Annotated in this window: 11 protein-coding genes; 6 read left to right on the top strand and 5 right to left on the bottom strand. The window is 42.7% G+C overall.

Going from position 1 to position 19950, the window contains the following annotated elements; genetic code table 11:
• Nucleotides 1-69 precede the first annotated feature (69 nt).
• The 3 genes from ABJ384_RS12135 to ABJ384_RS12145 form a co-directional block, all read right to left on the bottom strand.
• The gene (locus ABJ384_RS12135; RefSeq protein WP_349927587.1) at nucleotides 70-3855 is read right to left on the bottom strand and encodes an autotransporter outer membrane beta-barrel domain-containing protein; all 3786 of its coding nucleotides are present in this window, start codon (nucleotides 3853-3855) and stop codon (nucleotides 70-72) included.
• Nucleotides 3856-4620: 765 nt separating this feature from the next.
• Nucleotides 4621-6690 (bottom strand): EAL domain-containing protein, encoded by a 2070-nt coding sequence (locus ABJ384_RS12140; protein WP_349927589.1) that lies wholly within the window; start codon nucleotides 6688-6690, stop codon nucleotides 4621-4623.
• Between the two features lie 344 nt (nucleotides 6691-7034).
• Nucleotides 7035-9233 carry a carboxy terminal-processing peptidase gene (locus tag ABJ384_RS12145; RefSeq protein WP_349927592.1) on the bottom strand — a complete coding sequence of 733 codons (2199 nt, stop codon included), beginning with the start codon at nucleotides 9231-9233 and terminating at the stop codon, nucleotides 7035-7037.
• Nucleotides 9234-9432: 199 nt separating this feature from the next.
• Between ABJ384_RS12145 and nagZ the strand changes: the two genes are divergently transcribed.
• Together nagZ and ABJ384_RS12155 are read left to right on the top strand one after the other, a co-directional pair.
• Entirely contained in the window at nucleotides 9433-10455 is a 1023-nt protein-coding gene (gene nagZ, locus ABJ384_RS12150; protein ID WP_349927594.1) for a beta-N-acetylhexosaminidase, read from the top strand.
• Nucleotides 10456-10643: 188 nt separating this feature from the next.
• Entirely contained in the window at nucleotides 10644-11504 is an 861-nt protein-coding gene (locus ABJ384_RS12155; RefSeq protein ID WP_349927595.1) for a class I SAM-dependent methyltransferase, read from the top strand.
• Between the two features lie 30 nt (nucleotides 11505-11534).
• Here ABJ384_RS12155 and ABJ384_RS12160 read toward each other — a convergent pair whose 3' ends face one another.
• On the bottom strand, nucleotides 11535-12866 hold the full coding sequence (locus ABJ384_RS12160; protein WP_349927597.1) for an alpha/beta hydrolase: 1332 nt from the start codon (nucleotides 12864-12866) through the stop codon (nucleotides 11535-11537).
• Between the two features lie 303 nt (nucleotides 12867-13169).
• On the opposite strand from ABJ384_RS12160, the gene ABJ384_RS12165 reads away from it, so the two are divergent.
• The 4 genes from ABJ384_RS12165 to pta all read left to right on the top strand — a co-directional run bounded on the left by ABJ384_RS12165 (nucleotide 13170) and on the right by pta (nucleotide 18687).
• A complete protein-coding gene (locus ABJ384_RS12165; RefSeq protein ID WP_086197488.1) occupies nucleotides 13170-14435 on the top strand; it encodes a glutamate-5-semialdehyde dehydrogenase in 1266 nt (421 codons plus the stop codon).
• Nucleotides 14436-14561: 126 nt separating this feature from the next.
• Nucleotides 14562-14963 carry a hypothetical protein gene (locus tag ABJ384_RS12170; RefSeq protein ID WP_016168218.1) on the top strand — a complete coding sequence of 134 codons (402 nt, stop codon included), beginning with the start codon at nucleotides 14562-14564 and terminating at the stop codon, nucleotides 14961-14963.
• A 303-nt stretch (nucleotides 14964-15266) separates the two neighbouring features.
• A complete protein-coding gene (locus tag ABJ384_RS12175) occupies nucleotides 15267-16490 on the top strand; it encodes an acetate kinase (protein ID WP_086197489.1) in 1224 nt (407 codons plus the stop codon).
• A 55-nt stretch (nucleotides 16491-16545) separates the two neighbouring features.
• Nucleotides 16546-18687 (top strand): phosphate acetyltransferase, encoded by a 2142-nt coding sequence (gene pta, locus ABJ384_RS12180; RefSeq protein WP_349927600.1) that lies wholly within the window; start codon nucleotides 16546-16548, stop codon nucleotides 18685-18687.
• A 111-nt stretch (nucleotides 18688-18798) separates the two neighbouring features.
• On the opposite strand, the gene ABJ384_RS12185 is transcribed toward pta, so the two are convergent.
• Nucleotides 18799-19410 carry a class I SAM-dependent methyltransferase gene (locus ABJ384_RS12185; protein WP_349927602.1) on the bottom strand — a complete coding sequence of 204 codons (612 nt, stop codon included), beginning with the start codon at nucleotides 19408-19410 and terminating at the stop codon, nucleotides 18799-18801.
• Nucleotides 19411-19950: the final 540 nt, after the last annotated feature.

Below are 19950 nucleotides of genomic sequence, written 5' to 3' on the forward strand. Positions count from 1 at the left end.
TTTCCTTCTATTTCATGCTTGAATGATCATCCCCGACATGACATATGCCGAGAATGACCTGCTTCAGAATTACCAGCTGTGTTTCAGACCAATCGTGCCGGTGTAGCCATTACGGTCTTCACCAGACAGCTCTTGCTGATAGCGTGCATCTGCATAAACATAGGCAGATGTGGCAATCGGCAACTGCATCCCTAAACCAACCTCACCCCAAGTACGGCTATAGTCTTCATTCAACTTGTCACGGCCAATATTGACATCAGTCGGTTCAATAAAGTCACTCAGTACATTGGCAACTGCATAGAAAGTTTTGGTACGGTAGTCTGCAGTCGGTGCGTTATACGCCAAACGTGTACCAATACGGCCTCTCAGGCTGTGTTGATCATCCTGATCTACATGTGCACTGCCATCATTGAAGTCTTCCAGGCTAACAAACTGATAAGACAATTGAGCTTGCGGTTCAATCAGCCAGTGGCTGTTGCCCAATTTGTACGGACGACCCACCTCAGCGGATAAGCCAGCACCCCAACCGTCCTGATCAGCATTATGACCATCACGAGCTTTATATTCGTTTTGCAAATAAGACACTTGACCAACTAAATCCAGATAGCTGCCATTTTTGTCGTAATAAGTCGAGTACAATCCTACACTTGCTGCATCGGTAGTGCCTTCACCAGTAAATTTATCTGCAACGATCTGTGCATTTTCGGCGCGGTATTGGTCAAAGAAGTCGATCTTGCTTTGGCCATAGCCCAGCATGAAACCGGTATGACGACGTGAACCATTGTCCGGATTGTAGTTGACTGAAAAATCATAGCCCAGTTGGGCTACGAAGTTATCCATTTCCATATCCAGACGGTTATCACCCGTTAACTCGGTATTGCCGCCACGTACTCGTGCCCATACTTGGTTGCCCTGAGTTTCCTGGCATTCACCACACTTGTCCCAAGCCCAAGTCTGCTGCTCACCGACACGATCATGCAAGGTGCCCAGCATGTCATAGCCCAGCAAGGTGTTGGCATATGGCATTTGGGTATAGCCCGATACTTCCGCTTTATAGATTGGTGTGCCTTCAGCGTTCAAGGCATTCAGCGTCCAGCTATATTCCGTTCCTAGTTCATTTGATATTAGTTGACCTTCACCAGCATTTGACGTTCCTGCCATTCCAGTAAATGTACCACCACCTGTTGGATCTGTAACAATGACCGTCGGAAGTTGAGTGATCTGATCTGCCGCAGTGACATCGCCTAAACCGTTAATCGCGGTCACATGGGTATTCCCTGTTGCAGTCCCATTAATCACAAGTTGGTCTGATGCACCTGTAGCCAGATTCACATCCACAATTAAATCTGAACCAGCAGCATAATTCCCTTCAACGGTTAACGTGTTGACAGGTGCTGCATCACCACGATGCAAGTCGATAGTACCAAAATTGTTCACATTCGCAGTTACTGTCGATGCAAGGGTGCCTGGTGCCAACGCGAGCGTACTACCCTCTTCAATATTCAATGTACCTGTTGTAGTTGGCGCGAGCATCGTGATTGTTGGCACAGGCTCAGAATCACCTGATAAATTAAGATCACCACTCAGGCTAAAGACTGCACCCTCCTGCACATTAACGGTTTCCCAGCCTACCAGTGCGACATTACCCGCTGCACCTGGCAATATTGGGAATTCAGGGTAGATGGTCTCTGCTGGCTCGGCTTCAGAACGACCAGTCAAATCGACACCGATATTTAAGGTATCCGCTTGCGAACCACCGTCCAGATAGCTAAGTTCTGAAACATCAGTTCCTGCTTTCAGGCTCAGGGTATCTGAACCAGCTTCCATCCAGATATCACCGACTATTTTACCGCCAGTTGCAATCAGCGTATCGTCACCTGCTTTCAGATTAATACCACCGATTAGCGTACCACCTTGCTGATTAACCGTTTCGTCACCAGCGCCACCTAAAATGGCGTACATATCTGCCAACTCCCAATTCGCAGGATTTTCTGGTTCGTTAGGGAAAGGTAAATCACCTTCAACTGGGACATAATCTCTAAAAGCAGCCGTAATATTTGCAGTATTGGTAATTTCAGCAGCACCTGAAGTATTGACACGAATACCATTGCCAATAGCACTGATTATATTTCCAGATGTATTGACGACAACTTTGTTGGCATTCACAAACTCGGTGCCATCGTCATTATGACCACCTGAGTGAGCATAGATTCCATCTTCATAGGCCAACAAATCACCTGAAGAATTTACTGTAACGGTTCCACCGCCAGAATGGGCATGAATCGCACGTCCACCATTGCTAATATCCTGCATGGCGGTTGAACTATTGGCATAAATAACTTCATTATTGATAGGCTCAAGCGTTGCAGCCACAATATCAGCAGCATTATTGACAATCACGTTACCACCACCGGAATGGGCATGAATGCCGGATTCAGCAGCTTGAATCGAGCTACCATCAGCGGTGACGACAGTCACAACACTTTTATTTCCCGATGCTAATCCATCTTCGCCTTTATAGTTGCTAGTATGGGCATGAAGACCACTTTCACCAGCAACAATTTGCGCAGTTGAAGCCAGATTCACTGTTACATCGCCTGCGCCCGCATGTGCATGAATACCGTTACCGCCAGAATTAATCGTGCCAGCCATCGCTACAGTGACATCACCGGCTTCACCTTCTGCAGCGATACCACCATCACCAGCACCAATAACTGCACCCGCATCCTGACTAATATTCACGGTGCCCAAGCCACCTGCAACGCCCTTAATTCCAGCACCGCCAGCCGCAATGGTACTCGTAGACAGCTGTGTGATAGAAATGGCTTGTGGCGTTTCAGGATAAATTCCTGTTGGTGATAGAGTATCGACATAAACACCATGACCACCACCGGCAGTCACTACAGCTACTTCGCGGGTATCCCCGGTAGGCTCCATGACCTGAAGATAAACAGGATCACCATTTTCATCAAATACAGGTTTGTCGTGTTCAATTAACTGGACATAGACAGGATTATTGAACTCATCAAAAACCAATTCACCATTTCCATCGGTTTGCTGAACATAGATAGGATTGCCGTTTCCATCCACAGCAGGGCCTAATACATTTCCGGTATACGTGGCACCAAACACACGATCTGGAGTATTGATATCTCCAGCAATGGTTACGTTCACATTACCGGTCTGGTTGGCTGCATAAATACCATGTGCAGTACCTGTAGCGGTCAAACTACTTTCAGCACCTAAATGAATTAAAGTATTGCCTGCATCTGCAGCTTGCACAACAGTTCCAAAAGTACCGTGATCAACAATCTGTACAACACCGGCAGGAACAGCGGCGAGCTCTAATTCACCATGCTTACCTTTGGTGGTCTTGGCCATATCGGTGGCATTCTTATCCAAATAGGCCTGCTGTGCTTGCGTTAATGTACCACTTCCATCTCCCAATAAATTGAAAGCAGTTGATGCATAGTTATTGGTAGCTTCCAGCGATGAATAATTAAACTGTGCACCATTGGCCACGACAATGGTTGAATCTGGCTGAGGATCTGGCAAAGTTTCAGGATAAGATCCAATTTCAGCATCAATCGGTCCTACAACAACAGGCGTTGTTGCAGAAGTCAGAGTAACGCTCGCATCACTTCCATCTACAATAATTTGTGAATAACTGGCTGCTGGTAAATCAACTGCAAAAGCTGCAGAGCTGCCTACGGTTCCCGCCACAGCAAGGCTGGTCGCCAAAATGGTTTTTGCTAAACGTCCCCGGCTGCGCTTGCCCTTTGCCTGTGCTAGCTCACTAACAGCCACCCATGTACCTAATGCTTCATTATATATACAACGATAAATCTTATTCATAATCTAGTCCTCTCAACAAAATGAGGTGGAAATTAGATGCCTTTGACCAGCATCCTTTTTTTCTTAAATTGAAACGTTTTATTTAAAAGTTAATGATTTCGTGAAAATACATTTAAAGATTACTAAAGTGTTTCCTTCACTTTTTATTCATAATGTTTACAATTTAGAACTTTTCCAACAACACAAATATGGCTTTTTGTATCATTTTTAGACAAAATCATCTAAGCCACCTAAATCGGAAACAATACTTTAAATTTTTATAAAATGTATAAATTTCAACCATATATATTATCTTCGACTAAAGTTGCACAAAAAAGCCCATTGAATAAAAAAATAATTATATTTATTTATATCAATAACTTAATTAAAAAATAACTCTTTAAAGATGATTAGAATTGGTAAAAGCAATCATTATTATTTTTATCTTATATTTGTAATGCTGACATTTTATTCCATTGTAACTAGACCAAATCTAAAGCAGCTGAATATAGTTGAAATATAAAGTGTATTTTCAAACGACTCTTCAGCCAGACTATGAATTTATTAAATAAACTTAATGATATTATTCACCCTAGGTGGGAAATAATGGCAAATGTACGTCGCTGAACGACCTGCGCCGCTAACTCATCTTTAAAACTTATGGAAAATACTTACTGCAGAACCAGAGTGCTCAAGATCAAATATGATCAATATGAAAAATTGACCATATTGCAGCAGATCATAAAACTTTTGAAATAAACTAAACCTGTTCAACCCGCATCAAGTTTAAGTAAATAGTGCCTTGTCCATTGTTTCCAGACGGTTCACATCCATTGGCATTCCCAGCAGAAAACCCTGCAATTGCTGACAGCCTAAACGGGTCAGGATATCTGCCTGCAAAGGTGTTTCCACCCCTTCTGCAGTGACCACCAAACCCAGTTTTATGGCCAGCTGGATAATACTTGCCAGAATGATTTCATCTTTTGAGCCGACTGCCAGATCCCGGATAAATTCCCGGTCTATCTTCAACTCATCCACAGGCAGGTTCTTCAAATATAAAAAGCTGGAATGCCCGGTTCCAAAATCATCAATCGCCAGTTTAATCCCCATCTGACGTAACCGCTCAAAACTCCGAATGGTAGAGTCCACGTGATGCATAGCTGTCGATTCTGTAATTTCGATGGCTAAATGATTAGGATTAATCTGATATTGAGCAAATAATTTTTCTAGTGTTGTAAACAGATGTTTATGTTCAAATTGTACGGCGGATAAATTCACTGCGACTGGAAAATAGTTGGAATCGGTCTGTTCCCAGATTTGAATTTGCTTACAGGCTTGCTCGAGTGCCCAATAGCCCATTTGAATAATCAGCCCGGTTTTTTCAGCCCCCGCGATAAACATGTTTGGCGTCAACATTCCCAAGCTTGGATGATTCCAGCGGATCAGGGCTTCTACGCCGCAAATGGCATAATCCCCAGTGGTAAATTTGGGCTGATAAAACAGAACAAATTGTTGTTCTTCAACTGCTTTATATAAATCATTAATCAGCTTGGTCTGACTTTTGGTCTCCTGCTGATCAGCACTGTAACTAAACAGCGAATAGGTATTTCTCCCTTGATATTTCGACGTCAACATGGCTGCATCCGCATTAATCAGCAGATCCTGCAAATTATTACCATGATCGGGATACAGGGCGATGCCAATGCTGCTAGAAATATTAATTTCTTTACCAGCAATCAAAAAGCTGTCCTGGATTTGTTCCAATAACTGCTCGGCCTTTTCAACTGCATGTTCGAGGGTAGCCTGTTCCAGCACCATCAAAAACTCATCTCCACCTAGACGAAGCAGTTTTTCGTTTGGTTTCAGATTCTGCTGAATGCGGGTCGCCAGTTGCACCAGCAACTGATCACCGATATGATGCCCAAATACATCATTGACCGCTTTAAAACGATCTAAGTCGATATAGAGAAAGGCAATTTGATCATCCCTGTAACGATGATCGGTAAATAAAAAATGTGAATATTCCGCTAGGAATAAACGATTGGGCAACTTAGTTAAATTGTCCTGCACAGCCTGATTGGCCAGTTCACGATTGGCTTTAGAAAGCTGTATATTTCGGATTTCCAGTCTTTGTTCCAGCACAGCAACACAAAATGCAGCGAGAAAAATTAAACTGGTGACTAAAATCACACTTAATAAAATTAATCCTTGGCCAATTTGATAAGGTGCAATCTGTTGATCTGCAGAAACTTCATAAAAAGCGATTGCCCACATACCGACATAGTGCATCGCGACAATGGTTAGCGCCATCATCAATACCAGAAAAATCTTGATCATCAGCTTTTGCTGTACTGCATTTTTATATTTAAAAATAAGCCAGAACGTTAAACCTGAACCTGCAATTGCAATTAAAACAGAAAAAATTGTCAGCAAAGGATCATAATAAATCCGATGCTGATCGATGATCAGCGCCATCATGCCAGTATAGTGCATTCCGGCACTACCTATTCCCATCAGTACCGCACCTAAAACAAGCCGGCCAAAGGGTAAGGTTTCTCGTGTAGTCAACCAAATGGCAAAAGTAGATGCAATGAACGCAATAAGATAGGAAACAAAAGTAAGACTATAATCAAAAGAGTAATCTGCTGGTAAATGACAAGCGAGCACACCAGCAAAGTGCATACACCAAATTGCAGCTCCAAGCATCAGACCACTGATGACGAGAAGCATTTTTTCATATTTCTGACGCAGGCCACGGAATAATAATTGTTCGAATGAAACAGTAAAATAACAGACCAAAATAGTAACAACTATCGAAGCAATCACCAGACTAAAATCATAATGTATATGAACCATATTCAGTTCCGTATAAGGTATCTTTCTTGTTTTAATCCACGTGATTGATACTTTTCATACAAGCAAGAAAATTTTTATCTTTAAAGAGTGGTTATAAAAACAATCAATTAAAACAAGAATCTAATACTATTCCATTTTGGTCAAGTGATAATTGCTCTATTCTTTTTTATTTCTATGTATTCATTTTACAATAGAAACATAGTTCAACATTTTTATCATTATCCTCACACCGTTCATATTTTTAAAATAATGCCTCTGTTTGCTCATGCATCAATAAAAAGCCAGTCAGATCAACTAACTGGCTTTTTCGGAAAATTTAAATGAAAAATACCAAATTACAGCGCCTACTGGCCAGCAGCCTTAGTGGATTGTAATTTTGCATAATCTAATAAAATATTGGCAGATTCCATAACAAAGCTTTCTTCTTCGGGCAAAGCAGGTCGTTGTGTTGCTTTCATTTTCGCACGCGACTCGATTAAAGCATCCATTGAGGCTTGATAACTTTCCCAATTAGCATAAGGCTTTTGCCCCGTCAGGCTGCGGCGCTGATTTTCCGCCTCTAAAGTTTTCTGCTCAAGTGCGTTCAGCTCGGCTTTGCGCTGATCAATATCCAGCACTACACGCTTTTGCTCATCGGTTTTTTTCGCAATCGCTTTACGTTGCTCCAGATATTTAAATTGCGGATCAACACTTACACGCTGTTGTGACATTTGTGCCAGATTTTGCACATAAGGTTGTACCGAACCTTCACGCTTAAATGGTGCAGTTGGAATGGTATCCCATTTCAAGGCATTCTTCGCCTTACGCTCGCCAAACTCTTCATTGTAGATATCAACCAGCTTGATATCAGGTACTACCCCTTTATTTTGGGTACTTCCACCCGTAACACGATAGAACTTACGCTGGGTCAAGGTTGCCTGACCATAGGCCAAAGTATCCAGTTGAACCTGGGCTGTACCTTTACCTGTGGTGGTACTGCCAATCACGATACCACGCTCATAATCCTGAATAGCAGCAGAATAAATTTCACTGGCCGATGCTGAAGCCAGATTAACCATGACCGCCAGTGGACCGGCATAGGTTTGTGCACCACCGTCATCGTCCTCAAATACGCTGACATTGCCATTACCGTCGCGAATTTGCACCACTGGACCAGATTTGATGACTTGTCCCAGCATACGTGCAACTTCTTCCAGCGAGCCGCCCGGGTTATTACGCAAATCGATAATAATCCCTTCTACATTCTTGGCTGCCAGGCTTTTTAAAGCATTGTTGGTGTCTTCAGAAACCGAACGATAATCCGCACCTGCACGGCGCGCACGATAATTCAAATAAAATGACGGAATTTCAATTACACCAAAGGTATGGTTTTTGCCATCCCGTTTGATCTCAACTGTACGTGAACGAACACCCGCATCTTCTTCCTGAATGACATCACGCACCAGGCTGACTGTACGTGCCTGCCCCATGGATGCACCCGCGCCCAATAAACGCAGACTCACCTTGGTTCCACGCTTGCCACGAATCAGGCCGACCACTTCATTACTGGCCCAGCCGATGACATCGACCATTTTATCGCCGTCTTGTGCTACACCAATAATACGGTCTCCGGGTTTAATCTGACCTGATTTGCTGGCCGGACCACCTTCAACAATGGTTTCAATCTTGGTGTAATCTTCATTACCGCGTTCAGGACGAATCGAAACCCCGATCCCCTCTAGCTGCAAGGTGGTTTGACGGTTCAATTCCATCGCATCAACCGGCGGGAAATAATTGCTATGCGGATCATAGGTCAGCATCATCGCATTCAAAGTCTTGTCGAGGACATCATCGCTCTTTACACGGCTAACGCGTTCAAGCTGACGGGTATAACGCTTGGTCAGGGTTTGAACTGGAGTTAAATCTTCAGGGCTGGCCAGATCCTGACCATTGGCCAGGGTCGGATCATCTTTTAAGGCTTTTTGCTTCGCAGACTCTTCTTCTTTACTAATGTTTAAGTTGATGAGTTGCGATACCAGCATTTTTTTCCAATGTTGTTGCTGCTCTGCGGCAGTCTTGAAATAAGGTGCTTTTTCACGATCAGTTTCAATATAAGTATTGCCTTGCTTCAAGTTTTGCGGCTTTTTCAATTCCGCCAGCATGAACTCATAAAACTGTTTTAAGCGTTCACGATACTGTGCATGAATTAAATACGGACCCGACAAATCCCCAGCTTTTAAAGCCGCCCCAAAATTTGCACCATACTTTTTCTTATATTGTTCTACTTCAGGTGCCAAAAATAATGAATGGTCTGCATCCAGACTATCTAGATAAAAATCAAGGATCCGATTAGAAGTCGCCGCATCTAAACGCTGATTTAAATAATGCTGACGGTCAACCAAAGTCGCCAATTGGCGTGATACAAGGGCTTGTTCCTGCGTTGGCTGAATGCTTTGAGAAACTGCAACGGTATTGTTTGCAGCAATTGCCTCATTTACTACATGAGTAAAGAAAAACCCTCCAGTCGCAATTGCAACTGCACAAGCTAATGATTGAAGTTTCATAAATAATTCGTACTTCCTTGGTCTTTGACCAATATTGCAACGTCGTTTTTCAACATGAACGCAGTATATTCAAAATCTTAAACAACTTAATATGTGTATGTCGTGTAGTTTTATCATATTCTGTACTGTCAAAATGTAGCAAATCATTGCAGAATTCGGGTATTGTTTTTCTTTATAAAATTCCAACACGGACACCGATATGATTGGCGCATTGATGCTAGACATCGCTGGCACAGAACTTACTCAAGAAGATATTGAACTATTACGAGCACCGCAAGTAGGCGGCATGATTTTATTTTCACGAAATATACAATCACCTGAGCAGGTTCGTGCCTTAACCGATCATATGCGTCGTGTCAGACCTGATATTTTAATTGCTGTGGATCAGGAAGGTGGTCGCGTACAGCGTTTGAAACAGGGCTTTACCTTACTTCCAGCCATGGGCCGTTTAGGTGAACTTTATCTCACTGAACCTGAAAAAGCTGTTGATCTGGCTGAACAATGCGGCTGGCTGATGGCCACCGAAGTGCTTGCTGTAGGTATTGATTTCAGTTTTGCACCGGTACTGGATTTGAATGATGTCAGTGATGTGATTGGCGATCGTGGATTTGCCAAAAATATTGATGATATTGTTCCTCTTGCCAGCGCTTTCATAAAGGGTATGAAACGTGCGGGCATGGCCAATACCGGTAAACACTTCCCGGGTCACGGTTCTGTTAAAGCAGACTCACATGTAGCCGCACCGGTAGATTCGCGTTCTTATGAAGAAATTTATCAAAAGGATATGCAAACCTTTATCCAGCTCATGCCGCAGCTGGATGCCTTGATGCCCGCACATGTGATTTATGATCAGGTCGATCCGAACCCTGCTGGTTTCTCACCCTACTGGATTCAAAATATTTTGCGTCAGCAACTCAACTTTGATGGCGTGCTGTTCTCCGATGACTTGACCATGCAGGCCGCATGTGTTGCCGGCGGTGCCGATGCCCGTATTCAGGCTGCACTCAAAGCTGGTTGTGATATGGGTCTGGTCTGTAATGACCGCTCAGCAGCATGTACGGCATTAGAAGGGATTCGTGATTTGCCTTTACCGCATCAAACACGTCTGCAGCGTATGCGTGGTAAAATTCCAGAGATTAGTGTTGGGCAAGCGCTGAACTTGGGGGCAAAATGGCAAAAAGTTCGCGATACTATAGAAAATTTTAAAAAATCATTTAATTAATGCGACAAAAGGAACACGACAAGGTGTTCCTTTTTCTTTATGATAAATAAAAATAAATTACGCTTACTTCCTTCAGGTCATTGCGCTTTGTGTCAAAACTAAAAATAAGCTGAGCTGGCAATGTAAGAAAACTCAACCGATAAACAACCAAAGTTAAAAACTAAAAAAACAGATAAGGTCAGGATGACATGACACGACAACTTTCAGAACATCGACATATTTCATTTACTGCCCATTACACCGGATACATCTGGTACACCATGGGAATTTCTCATCCGGTTTTTGCGACATCTAAAGGAAAAATGCTCGCCAAACTGCTGCATCCTTTAGAAAGCTGGGCAGAAAAATTTGTTGGCGGCAGTATGCGTACCACCTTGAAACAACGCCACCACATGATTGATCAGCATCTAATTCAACTGATTGAACAACACCCGGATTTACAGGTGCTTGAAATTGCCAGCGGGCTTTCTCCGCGTGGCTGGAATTTCCGACAGAAGTTTCCCCATATTGATTATCGTGAACTTGATTTACCCGATATGGCAAAAGTCAAAACCGAGGCCTTAAAACAGATTGACGCCAATAGCCCGGAAGTTTTATCCGTGGATTTATTCACTGCTGATTTTGAACAGGCTTTCCACGTCTTTGATCCAAACCGTCCTTTGATGGTGATTAGTGAAGGCCTGATCAACTATTTTAACAAAGACATGTTATTACAATTGCTTAAAGCAATTCATCATTATGGTGAAAATTTCAGAGAACTGCATTACTTGACTGATATCTATCCAGAACCGATCAAAAATAAACTGGCCAATTTTATTTGGGCATGCAGTAAATTACTGAAATGGATGTCTAAGAGCGCATTTAGTTTCCATTTTATTAATCCTCAGCAGGCGCAGGATTTTTTCCAGCAAGCTGGTTTTGAACAGGTCAGTATTCTACAACCGCAGCAGTATTTTCAAAATCCAACTGTGCCCTCTCCCTCACATGAAGAACACCTGGGTGATCTGGTGTGGATGATTCATGCAAGCAAAAAAAACAGCGTTATATAACGCTGTTTTTTTTTGGGGACGGATCACAAATTAACTGACCGATTCTAAAACCGTCATCACTTCTTTTTGTCGTTGCACATAACGCAATAAACGTTCCGCCACATCAAAACTGCCATGCTTGAATAAAGCCCGAACTCGTGTTGGATAAACTTCAAAAATTAAGCACTCAATTTTAAATTGACCTTCTTCATCTTCCAGATGCAAAGCCAAATCACGTGGATACTGTGCAACTTTGTCAGTTACCCCAGGAGTAAACTCGAGTAAAACGCCAAAAAAGTTTAAATCAACAATATGGGTAGGTAACTGCAAATCTGAATGACGATGCATTAATACAGTCATCGGTTTTTGTACCGCAATACGTTCTTCAGCACGGCGCTCCAAAGTCGACAACTGGGCACGGCTCATGGGAATAATCCCTTCTACATTTTGAATAGATTGTCCCTGCAGGAATGTTGCGAACAGGCCCATGGTTTCCTTACGGCGCTGTAATTGCGGAACATGGTCGGCATTGGCAATCATGGCAAATTCCATATCCGGACATTGCAAAGCAAAATTGGCATTTTCATGTGGCAAGGTAAAACTGTCATATTGCCCACATGCCACCAGTACTTTACATTGTGGAATAGGGACATCAGTTAAACGTAGCAAACGGCTACAGTTAATTTCATAACGGTCTTGCTCGGTTGCGGTAAATTCAGCCATCTGTTTAAAGAATAAACGTTTTGCTGTCGGTGACATGCGGGTTTGGTCGATTTTGGCATGATTGACCAGATACAAAATCACCGCCTGACCAAACTCATCCATGCGCTGTTCATTCATTAAATGCAAAGATTCTTCCAGCAACATACGCCAGCTTTTACGCGTCTTTTGCATCACACCCATCAGAATCATGCGATCGACCAGTTCCGGACGTTGCACGGCAAAACTTGAAGCCACAACCGAACCGAGCGACATACCCATGACTGAAACTTTGGATAAATTTTCGATATCGACCCACTCACCCAACATTCGAGCCAAATCAGGTAATTCCAGTGTTCCCGCAGAAATACCGGTATCGCGATTGGTAATTTGCTGATTGGCGCCCATGGAAGGCAGGTCAATTAGAATGATCGGGCCTGCACTGAGCAATTGCTCCACACAATATTTATAAGAATTAAAATTTTGAAAAGCACCACCAATAATAACAATTGGAGTGTTGTGGATGGTTTCTGGCTGGGCAATGGCCATATATTCTATTTTCCAGCCATCAATCCAGGTGGTACGTGCCAGTTGTTTAAAACTGTTCCTATGGTAAAGATCAAAAAAACCAGAATTTGAGTTTGATTCTTCTACTTCCGAGTCCATTTGGATCATGGAATTCATATCCCTTCCTCCATTCTTGCCTTATTGTTATTTTGCAAGAAAATAAATATAGAATTTCTGCGTTATGCTGCGTCCATTCTTCGCTGTAATTATCAGACTTCACTGTCTTTATCTTTTCATAATATACAGAGGACGCTTGCGCAAGCAACTGATTCCATAACCACTTATCTAAATTTAGCTAGAAAAGGATTTCAAAATATTAACAGTCCAAAAGTTTCAGGGACTTTTTTCTGAGCAGGTGCTTCATTGTCGGGTTCCAGACTGTTACTATCGAAGATGTAATTTCTAAGTGATCAAACCGCTATGCAAGATTCGATTGAACAATATATGCAAACGGTAGGACAACAGGCACGCCAGGCTTCTCGCGTGTTAGCAAGCGCTTCTACCCAAACCAAAAACAATGCCTTATCTGCAATTTACACTGCATTACAAGACAGTGAAGCTGCTATTCTGGCTGCCAACCAAATCGATATGACCAATGGTCGTAACAATCATTTGGACAGTGCATTACTTGATCGTTTAGAACTTACCCCCAGCCGCTTTAAAGACATGCTGCATGGCTTGAAAGATGTGATGAACCTGGTTGACCCGATTGGCGAAATCACTGACCTTGCCTATCGTCCTTCAGGCATTCAGCTCGGAAAAATGCGCGTACCTTTAGGTGTGGTCGGTATGATTTATGAATCGCGTCCGAACGTGACTCTGGAAGCCGCCTCACTTGCCTTGAAATCAGGCAATGCCATTATTTTGCGTGGTGGTTCGGAAGCATTGCAATCCAACAAGGCGATTGCTGAAGCGATTCAGCATGGTTTAAAGGCTTCAGGCTTGCCTGAAACTTCGGTACAGGTCATTAATACAGCTGATCGTGCCGCAGTCGGCCATCTGATTACCATGTCTGAATATGTGGATGTGATTGTTCCACGTGGAGGCAAAGGGCTGATTGAACGGATCAGCAATGAAGCACGTATTCCGGTGATCAAGCATCTGGATGGAAATTGCCATGTCTTTGTTGAAGCACAGGCCGATTTGCAAAAAGCCCTGCCCATTGCACTCAATGCCAAGACCCATCGTTATGGCGTATGTAATGCCATGGAAACCTTGCTGGTGGATGAGAAAATTGCAGAAGATTTCTTGCCAAGCATTGCTGAACTGTATGCAGAAAAGCAGGTCGAGCTGCGTGGCTGCCGTGAAACCCAGCGCATTCTCGGTTCAAGCGTCAAACCGGCCAGCGAAGAAGATTGGTACACTGAATATTTAGGTCCAATTTTGGCAGTTAAAGTGGTGAGCGGAATTGATGAAGCCATTGATCATATTAACAAATATGGTTCACACCATACCGATGCCATCATTACCGAGAACTTTAGTCTTGCGCGTCAGTTCCTGGCCCGTGTCGACTCAAGCTCAGTGATGATCAATGCCTCTACCCGTTTTGCCGACGGTTTTGAATATGGTCTGGGTGCTGAAATCGGCATTTCCACCGACAAGATTCATGCGCGTGGCCCAGTCGGTCTAGAAGGTCTGACTTCGCAAAAATGGGTGGTATTTGGGGATGGTCAAATTCGCCAATAATTCCTCTATCTAAAGTATCTTTAAGTGTTCAGTTTCAACTATGAGGCTGAACACAGCGACTACACTATCCCTGCCCTAAATTTTGTAACATGATAAAAAAATTGAAAAAGATAAAAGGGAAATCACATGTTTTATTATTTGATCATTTGTACCTTTTTACTGGCATTACTGGTTTCTTTTACAGTGATGAAAATTTTTTCCAATTCGATTAATGCCATTCTGGCACGTATTATTCACGACCCGATTCATGAAGCTTGGGCAAAATATACCAAATTTGCCGGCATGGTGGTCGGAACATCTTCAGGCATTCGTATTTACGATATGGAAAAATACATCACGCCGCTGACTTATACTGAGAATGACAAGAAAATTGTGATTGAACTGACTCAAGAGCGCTGGGTACTGGAAATTTACCGGACAATTATTGAAACCTTGCAAGGTCTGGCCTGGATGATGCTGGTGTTTTTTATGGTGGCATTGATTGCCTATGTCATTGTACGCTGGTCAGAAATCAAGTATCAAAACTAAGCATAAAAACAACACTTAGCTCCTGCTCAAAATTCATTTCTCATGCTAGGGTTAAAGGCGTACAGGAAGGAGCGTTTATGCTTGAGTACTATTTCATTAATAAATGAAAACCATCAACCAATAAATTCTATTTATTATTATTTCACTGGTCGATAGTGCTTAAGTCTAATCTCCTAAAGTCTATCTAGGACAGAAAATCAACACATGATACAACATGCAGACTGATCTGAATTGCATTGAAATGTACTGCATAAAGATCACTTTAGGGACGACTTATTTCAATTAAAATTCGGGTATTAAAACGTGTCTACATCAGTATTAGTTATTAACTGCGGCTCATCTTCTATTAAATATGCACTCGTTTCAGAACGTCGTGAAGATCGTATTTTTGGTTTAGCAGAAAATTTAGGTTCTGCTGAAGCACGCATTAAGGGTGTCACTGTTGGTGGCGCGCCACTCGAACTGTCTATTCCACATGCCGATCATGAAAAGGCTTTGGAAACCATTTTAGAACGTCTTTCTCATTATAATCCTCAAGCGATTGGGCACCGTGTCGTACATGGTGGCACATTGACCAAAGCTGAGTTATTAACACCAGAAATCATTGATCGTATTCGTGAAGCGACGCCACTTGCCCCGCTTCACAACCCTGCTCACCTTGTAGGAATTGACGCGACCATGCGTTTGTTCCCGGACCTTCCACAAGTGGCAGTATTCGATACAGCATTCCACCAAACCATGCCAGCGCATGCTTACCGTTATGCCGTACCAAAATTCTTATATACAGAGCACAACGTGCGTCGTTATGGCTTCCATGGTACCAGCCATGCTTACGTGTCTGAACGTGGTTCAGAATTGGCAGGCAGCTTAAAACAAGGCGGCTGGTTAACTGCACATTTAGGCAATGGTAGCTCGACCTGCGCCATCTGGAATGGTCAAAGTGTTGATACGTCAATGGGCTTAACCCCGCTTGAAGGCATTGTCATGGGCACCCGTAGTGGTGATGTAGATCCAAGTTTGCACAGCTTCCTGGCTGCCAACCTGGGCTGGGATGTGTATAAAATTGACAGAATGCTGAACAAAGAAAGTGGTTTGCTCGGTCTATCAGACAATCTTTCAAATGACATGCGTACCTTGATTGAAGCATCAGAACAAGGCAATGAAGATGCAACGCTGGCCATTGAAGTATTCTGCTACCGTTTGGCTAAATCTCTGGCTGCTTTAAGCTGTGGTCTGCCACGTCTTGATGGTCTGTTCTTTACTGGCGGTATTGGCGAAAACTCGGCTTATATCCGTGAAAAGACCATGGCTTACTTACCTCACTTCGGTTTCAACTTAAGCAAAGAACAAAACAATAATTTAAAACGCGGTACAGAAGGTCGTATTGATGCTGGCACAGGCCCTCAAATCTGGGTCATTCCAACCGATGAAGAAGGCCGTATTGCCAAAGAAACAGCACACGTTGTAGAAGGCGAGGTAAATCAGTCAGCTGCAAAAAAGCCTGAATGTGAGACTACGATTGCTTAAGCAATCGTAGCCTACTTATGCTTTCAATAAATCCCTTTATGATTTAGAAAAAATTATGAAAACAATACTTTTGGTTCCTACAGAAATTGGTGTTGGCTTAACGTCTGCATGTCTTGGTTTAATTTATGCATTGGAATGCCAAGGTGTAAAAGCAGGTTTTCTAAAGCCTTTCTCTCAAGAATTACAGCCTGAAGCAGACCGCACCACTGCACTGTATCGTCACCTGTTTAAGCATGAAACCGTTGAACCGATTTCCTATTCGGCCCTGACTGAACGTTTAAAAAATGATGAAAATGACGAGCTGCTTGAAGATGCAGTACGTTTACACCGTGAAATTTCCAAACATCACGATGTCATTATTGTAGAAGGCGTGCTACCCAACGGACGTGATCCTTTTGCGACAGAGCTCAATGCCACTCTGGCGAAAGCGCTTGATGCCAAAGTGATTATTGTCAGCAATGCCGACATTAACAATGCGGCAAAAACCGCGGCAAAAGTTGACAATCAATTACGCTTCTTTGGTGGTGCGACTTGCGAGCGTACTGCAGGCGTATTGTTCATGCGTACCAAAGGCTTGCCGGAAGATTCTGCACAGATTCCTGTGACGCTTGATCCAAACCTGCGTTTAATTAGCGATACCAACCGATTTGTGAGTGCGATTCAAAGCACGCACCCAATGATTGGTAAAGACTGTATGCCAGTCATTGGCTTAGTTCCATTCAGCAACACTTTAAGTGTGCCACGCATGTCTGACTTGGCTGTGCACATTTCTGCAGAATGGATTAACCAAGGTGAAGCAGCACAACGCCGTGTATTACACAGCAGTTTAATTGCATCGAATATTGAACACGAAATGCATAAATTCGTGGCAGGTGAACTCATCATCAGCGGTTCTGATCGTGTTGATGTCTTGCTTGCAAGTAGCTTGGCAAGCAGTAATGGCATTCCACTGGCAGGTTTGGTTTTAACTGAACATCAGGCACCAAGCACTCAAGCTTTAGAATTCTGTCAAACAGCAATCAAAAATGGCTTGCCAATTTTACATACCAAATTGAGCACTTTTGACACAGCACAACAATTGCTGAATTTAAGCAATGAAATTCCGGTAGATGATACCGAGCGTGCTGAGCAGGTGACCCGTTTCGTGGCCAGCCACATCAATGCAGACTGGTTAACGCAGTTAATCAGCGATACACATAAACCACGTTTGTCCCCTTCTGCATTCCGTCATGAACTGGTGCAAAAATCAATTGCAGCGAAAAAGCGCATTGTTCTTCCTGAAGGGGATGAACCACGTACCATTCAGGCCGCAGCAATTTGTCAATCTCGTGGAATTGCCCACTGTATTTTACTGGCAAAACCTGAAGCTGTGGTTGAAGTAGCAAAAGCACGTGGAATTGAATTACCGCATGATTTAGAAATTCTTGACCCAGACCTGATTCGCGAAAATTATGTTGGGAAAATGGTTGATTTACGTAAAGGCAAACTCAACGAGTTACAAGCGCGTGAACAACTACAAGACACGGTAGTTTTAGGCACCATGATGCTGGCTCTTGATCAGGTTGATGGCTTGGTATCTGGCGCAGTCCACACGACAGCCAATACGGTTCGTCCTGCATTCCAGTTAATCAAGACTGCACCGGATTACTCACTGGTATCTTCAGTATTCTTTATGCTGTTACCGGATGAAGTCTATGTCTATGGTGACTGTGCGATTAATCCTGATCCAGATGCAGAACAACTGGCTGAAATTGCCATTCAATCTGCAGACTCTGCTAAAGCATTTGGTATTGACCCACGCATCGCGATGATTTCTTATTCAACCGGTACTTCAGGTGCAGGAGCAGATGTAGAAAAAGTAGCCAAAGCGACTGAAATTGCCAAGCAACGCCGTCCAGACTTACTGATTGATGGTCCATTGCAATATGACGCAGCTTCGGTTGAAAGCGTAGGTCAGTCTAAAGCACCAGGCTCGCCAGTTGCAGGTCGCGCAAATGTATTTATTTTCCCTGACTTGAATACAGGTAACACCACCTATAAAGCAGTACAACGTTCTGCCAATGTGGTGAGTGTTGGTCCAATGTTACAAGGCCTGAACAAACCTGTGAATGACTTGTCACGTGGCGCATTGGTCGATGACATCGTGTTCACGATCGCACTGACTGCCATTCAGGCAGAGCAACAATCGGCTCAATAATTCGTAAATTTAAGTTTTCCAAACCATCTGATTGAAAAATTGGGTGGTTTTTTTTTTGATATTTTAAAATTTAACTTATCTATTCACCGAAACTTTTTAAGCATGGCTTAATCAAAACTTTTGCGCCAACCATACCGTATGCCCTGTACAGTCCTGATCTTCCTCGACCATCTTGACCACGTCAAAACCGTGATCTTTCAATACTTGGCGATATTCATCTTGCGACAAACTGGCATGATACAGTACATCACCAAACAGATCTCCAAGAGCCTCTCCATGACTTGTCCCACTGGTGAACATCAAAGCTGCCCCTGTTTCAGCCAACTTAGAAAACTGAGCAAACATCTTGCGCTGATCATCTTGAGTCAAATGAAAAAAACTGTCCCACGCTAAAATCCCCTGAAACTTTTGCCCTAAATCCAGCTGACGCATGTCTGCCTGAATCCAGTGCTGTTCAGGAAAGTTGTGCTTTGCCATTTCAATCATCGTATCTGAGCTATCCATACCCGTCACGGCATGACCTTGTTCAATTAAATAAGCCGCAACCGGTTTTCCCGAGCCACAACCTAAATCTAGTATTTGAGCATGTTCGGGAATCAGCGAAAGAAAATGATCGAGCCAGGTTTTTTCATACAAAAACTGGCCGCGTAATTCTGTCCATGCACGTGCATGTTTCTTATAAATTTTAATAATATTTTTGGCAAACTCAGACTGATCTTTCATGAGCAGTTTTTCTAAACGTTATTCTCAAGAGTATAGGCAGATTTAGATCTAGATTTGAAGATTTGAAGATTTGAAGATTTGAAGATTTGAAGATTTGAAGATTTGAAGATTTGAAGATTTAGAATGTTTTTATTTTTGAGAAAATTTAAAGCAAAAAAAGAAGATAAAGCCTATGCCTAATCTTTTTGCTGACCGAAACCCTATCACTGCACGATATAAAGAAAAACTCATGCCTGGAGCAATTGAAAGAAGTCTGTATTTATCAGATGAGATTTGATGCACTTATGATGTAAAAATTTTAGGACAAATTTATGACAACTTGACCACCTTTAACCCTACTAAGAAAACAGAAAAATTAAATTTTACTTTTCAATAATTCCAGATAATAAATAAATTAAAACCATTTAAATCAATATTTTAAATGTCATTTTTACCCAAAACAAGGATTACTCTTGTCATCTCTATGACAAAAATCACTCAAAAAACGACCATTCATTTGTGCTGAAATTCACCATTAAACTTTCGGCCAAAAAGCACGCA

It is taken from the genome of Acinetobacter sp. A1-4-2, assembly GCF_040233925.1.
GTDB lineage: Bacteria > Pseudomonadota > Gammaproteobacteria > Pseudomonadales > Moraxellaceae > Acinetobacter.